This window comes from Sulfitobacter sp. HI0129 (genome assembly GCF_001635395.1).
GTDB lineage: Bacteria > Pseudomonadota > Alphaproteobacteria > Rhodobacterales > Rhodobacteraceae > Sulfitobacter.
In genome coordinates this window covers 1-8,353 of record NZ_LWGH01000844.1, presented here as the reverse complement: position 1 = coordinate 8,353, position 8,353 = coordinate 1, and the positions used below count along the sequence as shown (strand labels likewise).

Genomic DNA, 8,353 nt, shown 5'->3' with positions numbered 1-8,353 from the left:
CAGGCGCGCTTCTGCGGTATCGAGGTCGAACAGAAGGCGCGCGGCTGGGTTCGCCTTCAGGATGCGGTTGGCGCGGGGGTCCACCAGCAGGGCGGGCAAGGGTTGCAGATCCACGACCGGCAGATATGGGGAATCATCGAGCATGCTCTCAGCATTGCGCGGAATGGCCGCTAGTGACTTTACGAAAAACCGTAATTTACGAAATCTCGTCAGCTTTGCCTAAACAATAGTCAAAAAAAACAACGAATTGCTAAAGTTCAGGCATTTTGCTGGGCGGCTGGGCCGCCGCAGCGCGGCATGAGAGGTTTGATCAACACCGACAGGAGTTGAGAAATGATCATCAAAAGCCTCGGAAATCCGTACTCAGAAAACACCGACCTGCGGCATGGCGCCGACTGCGACTGCGACGCCTGCAGCGGCCCCGGCCATGACACGCGCGATGCCGCGCCGCAGGATATGTCATCCGAACAGATGATGGAGCGTGCCGTCGAAAGCGCCATCGTCCGTTCCGTCTTTGGCCAGAACGACATCGGGCGGCGGTCCTTCATGGGGATGATCGGGGGCACGACCGCAGCCGCGGCGCTAGCGTCCGTTTTTCCGGTCAAAGAGGCAGCGGCGGCGATACTGGATGATCTCGGCCCGCCGGAAAAGACGGATCTGAACATCGGTTTCGTGCCCATCACCTGTGCCACACCGATCATCATGGCCCAGCCTCTGGGCTTCTACGAACGCTACGGGCTCAACGCCAAGGTCATCAAGACGGCGGGCTGGGCCGTCGCGCGGGACAAGTCACTGTCAGGGGAATATGACGCCAGCCACATGCTGACCCCGATGCCGCTCGCCATGACGCTGGGCGCGGGGTCCATGGCCGAACCCTATATCATGCCCGCGGTCGAGAACATCAACGGGCAGGCCATCGTGCTGTCCAATGAACACCTCGACAAGCGCGACCCCAAGCAATGGAAGGGTTTCACCTTCGGCGTGCCCTTCGAATATTCGATGCACAACTTCCTGCTGCGCTACTACGTGGCCGAACACGGGCTCGATCCCGATGTGGATATCCAGATCCGGGTCGTTCCGCCGCCCGAGATGGTTGCCAACCTGCGCGCGGGAAACCTCGATGGCTACCTGTCGCCCGATCCGTTCAACCAACGCGCGGTCTACGAGGGCATCGGATTCATCCACCTGCTGACCAAGGAACTGTGGGAAGGCCACCCCTGCTGCGCCTTCGCCGCGCCCCTGTCCTTCGCGCAAGAGCTGCCCAACACCTACGGCGCGCTTCTGAAATCGATCATCGATGCGACGCAATACGCCTCGAAGGCCGAAAACCGGGCGGAGATCGCGGAGGCGATTTCACCGACCAACTACCTCAACCAGCCGGTGACGGTGGTTCAACAGGTCCTGACCGGCACCTATGCCGATGGTCTGGGCGAAGTGAAACGCGTGCCCGACCGGATCGATTTCGACCCCTTCCCGTGGCATTCCATGGGCATCTGGATCCTGACCCAGATGAAGCGTTGGGGCTATATCGAAGGCGACGTGGACTACAAGTCGGTGGCCGAACAGGTCTACCTTGCCGCCGACGCCCGCAAGGTGATGAAAGACCTTGGCTACGACGCGCCGGAGGTGACGTACAAGTCACACACCATCATGGGCAAGACCTTCGACCCGGCGACGCCCGAAGACTATGTGAACAGCTTCGCGATCGGGGCAAGCTGATGGGAACGCTTTCGGAAAACAAGAAGGCGGCATTGCTGTCCGTGATGCTGCTGATCGTCGGCTTCCTTGTCTGGGAGCTGTCGATCCCCGCCCAGAAAGCCGTAGGCGAGCTGACGGAATACGAACTGCTGACCGGCGGCGGCCAGCCCAAGGCCGGCGTCCCGCCCCCCAGCCAGGTGCTGGGCAAGGCGTGGGAACAGCTTTCGAACCCGTTTTACGACGCGGGGCCCAATGACAAGGGGATCGGGATCCAGATCGGCTATTCGATCTACCGCGTGTTGACGGGCTACCTGCTGGCCGCGCTCGTGGCGCTCCCGCTGGGGTTCGTGATCGGCATGTCCTCGGTCGCCTACAAGGCGCTCAACCCCTTCATTCAGGTCCTGCGCCCGATTTCACCGCTGGCGTGGATGCCACTGGCGCTCTTTGTCATCCAAGACAGCGAAGCAAGCGCGATCTTCGTGATCTTCATCTGCTCGATCTGGCCGATGCTGATCAACACCGCTTTCGGAGTCGCCGGTGTGCGCGAAGATTGGGTGAATGTCGCCCGGACCCATGAACTGGGTGCCATCAGAACCGCCTTTACCGTCATTCTGCCCGCAGCCGCGCCGACGATCGTCACGGGTATGCGGATCTCCATCGGGATCGCCTGGCTGGTGATCGTCGCGGCGGAGATGCTCGTGGGCGGCACCGGCATCGGGTACTACGTCTGGAACGAGTGGAACAACCTCGACCTGACCTCCGTCATCTTCTCCATCCTTGTGATCGGCATCGTGGGCATGCTGCTGGACTCCATGTTCGGCCTGCTGCAGCGCGCCGTCGCCTTCAGCGAATAGGAACGCTCAAAATGTCAAAACCTTTCCTGAGCATTGAACAACTCACCCAGCGCTATCCCGATGGCCAAGGGGGTGAATTCACCGTCTTCGAAAACGCCACCTTCGGCATAGAAAAGGGCGAATTCGTCTGCATCCTCGGCCATTCGGGCTGCGGCAAATCCACGATCATGAACATTCTGGCGGGGCTTTCCGAACCCACCAGCGGCGTCGTCAAGATGGATGGCCAGCACGTGTCCGGCCCCAGCCTCGACCGGGGGGTCGTGTTCCAGAACTACTCGCTCCTGCCATGGCTGTCCGCGTTGAAAAACGTCACCTTCGGCGTGGCCGCCCGGTTCCCGGACTGGGACAAGGCAAAGGTGGTCGAACATTCCACGGCCTTTCTGGCCAAGGTGGGGCTGACCGGCGATACCATTCACCGCAAACCGAGCCAGCTTTCGGGCGGGATGCGCCAGCGCGTTTCCATCGCCCGCGCCTTCGCCAACGAGCCAAAGCTGCTGCTGCTCGATGAACCCTTCGGCGCGCTGGACGCGCTGACCCGCGGCACGATTCAGGAAGAGCTGATCAAGGTCTGGAAAGACACCGACCAGACCGTCTTCATGATCACCCATGACATCGACGAGGCGATCCTGCTGGCGGACCGCATCCTGCTGATGACGAACGGGCCGCTGGCGCAGGTCGCCGAAAACGTGGAGATCACGATCCCGCGGCCCCGCGTGCGCAACGATATCGTCGAACATCCCAACTATTACGCCATCCGCAACCACCTTGTGCATTTCCTTGCGAAGCGTTCGGCGGAGCTGTCGGGTAAATCGAGCGACCGTAATTCCCCGGCCACCGTCCGCTTCGATCTGACCGGCGAAACTGCCACCGAGGATCCCGAAACGGCGCCATTGCTGCGTGCCGTTCAAGCGTGACTCCGCAGGCCTCACAAGGCCCCCGGCTCCGACGGGCCTGAAATTAACCACACCAACAAAGCGAGAACCGAACAATGAAAGATACGATTGCACTGTCCGAAGCGTTGACCAAGGAAGACGTCACCGCGATGATCCTGTCTGCCAAGAAGCAGGCGGGTCTGAAATGGGAGGAGATTGCCGAGAAAATCGGCATGTCGCCGATCTGGACCCATTCCGCGGCCATGGGGATGAACGCCTTTCCGCCGGAAAAGGCACGGCTCATGGTTTCGGTGATGGGACTTCCGCAGGAGGCGGAAAGCGTCCTGATCGAAAGCCCGACGAAGATCTGGGAACAGGCCGTGCCGACCGACCCCTGCATCTACCGCTTCTACGAGATCGTCGGCGTCTACGGCCCGACGCTGAAGGCGATCATTCAGGAAAAATTCGGCGACGGCATCATGTCGGCCATCGATTTCGACATGTCGGTCACCCGGGTGGAAAACCCCAAGGGCGACCGGGTCAAGGTCGAGATGTCCGGCAAGTTCCTCAACTACAATAGCTGGTAAAACCTGCGCTGTCCCTCGGGCGGATAGCGGATCCCACCGGCGGTACGAAACCGGAGCCCTGCGGAGGGCTCCGGTCAGTCACATTCAGCCCTGGACGAAGGTCAGCAGGTCCGGGTTCACCAGACCCGGGTGCGTGGCGAAGAAACCATGCGACAGCCCGTCGTAAAGCTTCATCGTACCATTCGGCAGCAGCTTGATCGATTCCTCTGCTGAATTCCCTACCGGCACGACCTGATCGTCCTTGCCGTGCAGCACCAGTGTCGGAACATTCATCGCTTTCAGATCTTCGGTTTGGTCGGTTTCCGAGAACACCTCGATGCACTGATACTGGGCGTAAGAGCTTCCCATCATGCCTTGGCGCCACCAGTTGCGGATCAGGCCCTCGATCGGCTCGTTCCCATCGCGGTTGAAGCCGTAGAACGGCCCGGACGGCAGATCGATGAAGAATTGCGCGCGGTTTTCCGCAAGGCTCTTGCGGATGCCGTCAAAGACCTCCATCGGGACGCCGTTGGTGTTGGTGTCGGTTTTCACCATGAGCGGCGTGATCGCGCCCAGTAGCGCGGCCTTGGCCACCCGGCCCTCTTCGGCGCGGGCGACATAGGCCGCCACTTCGCCGCCGCCGGTGGAATGGCCGATATGAACGGCATTCCTCAGGTCAAGCGCGGTCGCCAGATCCACCACGTCGTTGGCGTAGGTATCCATGTTGTGGCCCGTGTCGGTCTGGTCCGAACGGCCATGGCCGCGGCGGTCATGAGCAACGACGCGATAGCCGTTGGACAGGAAAAACAGCATCTGGTTGTCCCAGTCATCGGCGCTCAACGGCCAGCCGTGATGAAACACGATGGGCTGTGCGTCGCGCGGACCCCAGTCCTTGTAGAAGATATTTGTGCCATCCCGTGTTTCGATCGAGGACATAATTGTTTCTCCGTTGTTCTCTGTGAGTTGCTGCGCCACGAGCACGGCAGGCATCGTGGCAAGGAGCGTCGTCGCGCCGCCCGCTTGCAAGATCGTACGTCTGGACAGTTTGTTCTGGGTCATGTTCGTCAGCTCTCCCTTGCTTTTGTTTGCGCCTTGAGCATTGCAATCTCCGCTACGGCGGGCGATTGTCATAAATGACAAGTTTGAGGCCTAATGTGACAAAAGCACCGACCGATTATGTCGCCGAAATCGGGCTCCTGATTTATCCCCAATCCCAATTGTCGGCGATCTACGGTCTTACGGATCTCTTCCGGATTGCCGGAGACGCGGCGGAAGAGAACGGCCCCCGAAATGTGCGGGTTACGCATTGGCGGGCAGAGCGGGGGAAACCCCCTTCCTGCGTCTGGGAGTCTCACCCGGCATCCGGTCGCGGCCTAGACTACGTGATTTCGCCGCCAAGCATCGTGATGCCCGACAAGATGCAGCCGATGCCGGTCGAGGCCGCTTGGTTGCAGGCGCAGTACAACGCTGGCTGCCGGGTATGCTCGATCTGCGCCGGCGCGTTCGTTCTGGCCGAAAGCGGATTGCTCCGGGGCCGGCGCGTCACCACGCACTGGGCCTTTGCAAAGGAACTGGCCCAACGTCACGGAGACATCGAAGTCGCGGTACGGAACATGGTTCTGGATGACGGGGATATCATCTCGGCGGGTGGCATTCTCGCCTGGACAGACATCGGGTTAGTGCTGGTGGAGCGGCTCTTCGGGCGCAGCACGATGCTCTCCACGGCGCGCTTTCTGGTGATCCAGCCCCCCCGCCCGACGCAGCTGCCGTTCACCGAATTCGTTCCGTTTTTCGACCATGGCGATGAAGCGATCCTGCGGGTGCAGCACCACATTCAGGAAGATCTGACCGCCCCGCTCCACCACAAGGAGCTTGCCCGTATCGCAAAACTCGAACGCCGCACCTTCATCCGCCGGTTTTCCAAGGCTACCTCTCTCAATCCGACGGAGTACATTCAGCAGGTACGCGTCGCCAAGGCCCGCGGTATTCTGGAATTGACCAATCGTTCGCTGGATCAGGTCGCGTGGGAAGTTGGCTACAAGGACGCATCCGCCTTCAGCAAAATTTTCCAGCGCCTTTCCGGCCTGCCCGTCACGGAATATCGGCGACAGTTCGGCATCGCAAAAGGCGCCTCTCACTGAGTTGCGAAGTGCCGCAAAACCCCGGCGGGGCCGTCTGACAAGCTTGGCAATACGCCGAACCCGCTCAGATCTTATTCGAACTCCATCTGCTCAAAGACACGACCGGCGTTGCGGGTTGCCAGTTCTTCGAAGGTGTCGAGATGGGCGTAGGGGCTCTGATCCACGTAATAGGCTTCTGCCAGTCCGCCGCCCGCGTCCAGGTGCTGCCCGATCAATTCACGCAGATCGCGCAGGTAGTCGCGGGTGTAACGCCGCACCTGCGCCATGTTGGTGGGATGACCATGACCGGGGATCACATAGGTGGCGTCGAGCGCTTCGAATTCCTGATCCCAGGTTTCCAGCCAGGCGGCGGTATCGGTGTCATCGAAGATGGGTAAAAGCCGTTCGTGAAACGCCATGTCGCCCGCGATGACAAGGCTCTGCTCGGGGAGCCAGACCGACACGTCGCCCGGGCTGTGCGCGGGGCCGAGGTAGAGCACCTCGATCCTGAAATCGCCCATCTCGATGATACGGGCATCGTCGAATGTCTCCGTCGGGCCGACCAGCGTTGTGCCATCGGCCCGTTCCTTAAGCACGCGCTGATGCTGCTGTAGCGACTGCGCGCCATCGTTCAGGAACGCCTCCGCGGCGTCCTCATGAGCAAGGATCGGGACGCCCTGTTCCTGCCAATAGGAATTGCCCAGCATCGCATGGCCCTGCCCGTTCTCGTTGATCACGAGGCGGACCGGCTGTTGGGTGATCTGCCGGATCTCTTCGTGCAGCGCCTTGGCCAGCAGATAGGCCGCACCACCATTGATCACGACGACCCCGTCGCCGGTGACGATGAAGCTCAGGTTGTTGTTGTGGCCCCAGTTCTCATAGGTGGGCGGCGCGGTCGCGCCGATGGCGGACCAGACATGCGGGATGACCTCCACCGGTTTTCGGTAAAGGGCAGAGCCGGGATACTGATCGGCGATGTCCTCGATGGCCAGAAGAGGCGGCGCGGAAAAGACGGTCAGGAACAGAAGCAGCCAGCGTATCATTGATCCTCCGGTACGTAACGGAAAGCACCCCCCGTGCGCTCCACACGGCCCATACCGCCTTGGGGCAGATGGAACCCGACCATCAGCATCTGCTCCGCGGCCAACCGGTCCAGCAATGCGAGGCGCGTGGCGATCCCCGCTTCCATGTCCTGATCCCCTCCGCTCGGCCAGTCCGGTCGTGCAAAGGCGGCGTGGTGGTTGCCGATAGCGTCCCCCACGATCAGGGCGGCCTCAGCCCCATTGCGGATCTCGAAGGCCATATGCCCCGCCGTATGGCCGAAACTGGCGACTGCCGCGATACCGGGCAGAACCTCGTCGCCATCGTCGAAAAGCTCCACCGCGTCCTCGATCGCCTCCATCCGGCGCTTCGCGCCGACGGCAAACGCCTGCCGCCCCGCACCGATGGTGTCGACCGTCTGGGGATTCCACCAATAATCCCATTCGGCCCGCCCCATTAGGTAACGTGCATCGGCAAAGAGCAGATCGCCGAAATCATCCAGCAGTCCCCAGATATGGTCGGGATGGGCATGGGTGAAAACCACATCGGTGATATCCCCCGGTTCCAGATCGAGCGCTGCGAGGCTCTCGACGATCTTGCCCGCCGTGGGCATGAAATCGGGGCCGGAGCCCACGTCGAAAAGAACAACGCGGCTGTCATCGCGATAAAGGGCCAGGTTGCATTCGGGGGTGAGCGGCCCGTCGTTCAGATCGAACTGGTCGCGGAGAGGCGCAAGCTTTTCCTCAGGGATCGGATCGAACAGGAAACCGGGCGGAAGGACCAGGGCGCCATCGCTGACCGTCGTAAGCGTCGCGCGACCGAGTGAGGCGCTGGCAATTCGCGGATAAACCGCCCCCCCTGCGGCCAACGCACCCATCTGCATGATGAAGTCGCGGCGGTTCATAAGGGCCTCCCGTTAAATTCGATAAATCGAATATGAACCGGGGCATCGCGCCACGCAAGCCTGTTGATCATGCGGATGCTTCTGACGGGCGGCTACCGTCGAGCCGCCATGCGTTCAGCGGCAGTAGAGTTTGTAGAGGGTCTGCAAAACCTCTGTGACTTCGTCACCATGCAGCGAATAATAGATCGTCATTCACTCTCGGCCAGGCGACACACCATCGGGTCGGCGGCTTGCTCTGTAGTCTGATCACTCATTATATTCTATATATTGAATATTCGTATGGAGGAATATATTGGTG

Annotated in this window: 8 protein-coding genes; 5 read left to right on the top strand and 3 right to left on the bottom strand. The window is 60.8% G+C overall.

From position 1 onward, the window contains the following. Positions 1-333 precede the first annotated feature (333 nt). The 4 genes from A3764_RS19880 to cynS all read left to right on the top strand — a co-directional run bounded on the left by A3764_RS19880 (position 334) and on the right by cynS (position 4,011). Positions 334-1,719, top strand: coding sequence for a CmpA/NrtA family ABC transporter substrate-binding protein (locus A3764_RS19880; RefSeq protein ID WP_067921418.1), 1,386 nt, complete (start codon positions 334-336; stop codon positions 1,717-1,719). Beyond that, complete coding sequence (ntrB, locus tag A3764_RS19875) at positions 1,719-2,552, top strand: nitrate ABC transporter permease (protein WP_067921420.1); 834 nt, start codon at positions 1,719-1,721, stop codon at positions 2,550-2,552. Before A3764_RS19880 ends, ntrB begins: the two co-directional genes overlap by 1 nt. A gap of 11 nt (positions 2,553-2,563) precedes the next feature. Further along, positions 2,564-3,466: an ABC transporter ATP-binding protein gene (locus A3764_RS19870; RefSeq protein WP_067921422.1), complete on the top strand. Its 903-nt coding sequence runs from the start codon at positions 2,564-2,566 to the stop codon at positions 3,464-3,466. 74 nt (positions 3,467-3,540) lie between these two features. Further along, positions 3,541-4,011, top strand: coding sequence for a cyanase (gene cynS, locus A3764_RS19865; RefSeq protein ID WP_067921424.1), 471 nt, complete (start codon positions 3,541-3,543; stop codon positions 4,009-4,011). An 84-nt stretch (positions 4,012-4,095) separates the two neighbouring features. On the opposite strand, the gene A3764_RS19860 is transcribed toward cynS, so the two are convergent. Then, a complete protein-coding gene (locus A3764_RS19860) occupies positions 4,096-5,049 on the bottom strand; it encodes an alpha/beta fold hydrolase (protein WP_236628263.1) in 954 nt (317 codons plus the stop codon). Between the two features lie 347 nt (positions 5,050-5,396). On the opposite strand from A3764_RS19860, the gene A3764_RS19855 reads away from it, so the two are divergent. Then, positions 5,397-6,131 (top strand): GlxA family transcriptional regulator, encoded by a 735-nt coding sequence (locus A3764_RS19855; protein ID WP_236628262.1) that lies wholly within the window; start codon positions 5,397-5,399, stop codon positions 6,129-6,131. Between the two features lie 71 nt (positions 6,132-6,202). Here the strand turns inward: A3764_RS19855 and A3764_RS19850 are convergent, their stop codons facing one another. Together A3764_RS19850 and A3764_RS19845 are read right to left on the bottom strand one after the other, a co-directional pair. Continuing rightward, positions 6,203-7,153: an MBL fold metallo-hydrolase gene (locus A3764_RS19850; RefSeq protein WP_201722179.1), complete on the bottom strand. Its 951-nt coding sequence runs from the start codon at positions 7,151-7,153 to the stop codon at positions 6,203-6,205. Continuing rightward, positions 7,150-8,055, bottom strand: coding sequence for an MBL fold metallo-hydrolase (locus tag A3764_RS19845; RefSeq protein WP_082851040.1), 906 nt, complete (start codon positions 8,053-8,055; stop codon positions 7,150-7,152). Before A3764_RS19845 ends, A3764_RS19850 begins: the two co-directional genes overlap by 4 nt. Positions 8,056-8,353 lie beyond the last annotated feature (298 nt).

What these genes read in the sequence shown, in the direction of transcription:
- A3764_RS19845 (WP_082851040.1), bottom strand. Translation starts at nt 8,055, where the DNA reads ATGAACCGCCGCGACTTCATCATGCAGATGGGTGCGTTGGCCGCAGGG.
- ntrB (WP_067921420.1), top strand. Translation starts at nt 1,719, where the DNA reads ATGGGAACGCTTTCGGAAAACAAGAAGGCGGCATTGCTGTCCGTGATG.
- A3764_RS19880 (WP_067921418.1), top strand. Translation starts at nt 334, where the DNA reads ATGATCATCAAAAGCCTCGGAAATCCGTACTCAGAAAACACCGACCTG.
- A3764_RS19870 (WP_067921422.1), top strand. Translation starts at nt 2,564, where the DNA reads ATGTCAAAACCTTTCCTGAGCATTGAACAACTCACCCAGCGCTATCCC.
- A3764_RS19850 (WP_201722179.1), bottom strand. Translation starts at nt 7,153, where the DNA reads ATGATACGCTGGCTGCTTCTGTTCCTGACCGTCTTTTCCGCGCCGCCT.
- A3764_RS19855 (WP_236628262.1), top strand. Translation starts at nt 5,397, where the DNA reads ATGCCCGACAAGATGCAGCCGATGCCGGTCGAGGCCGCTTGGTTGCAG.
- A3764_RS19860 (WP_236628263.1), bottom strand. Translation starts at nt 5,049, where the DNA reads ATGACCCAGAACAAACTGTCCAGACGTACGATCTTGCAAGCGGGCGGC.
- cynS (WP_067921424.1), top strand. Translation starts at nt 3,541, where the DNA reads ATGAAAGATACGATTGCACTGTCCGAAGCGTTGACCAAGGAAGACGTC.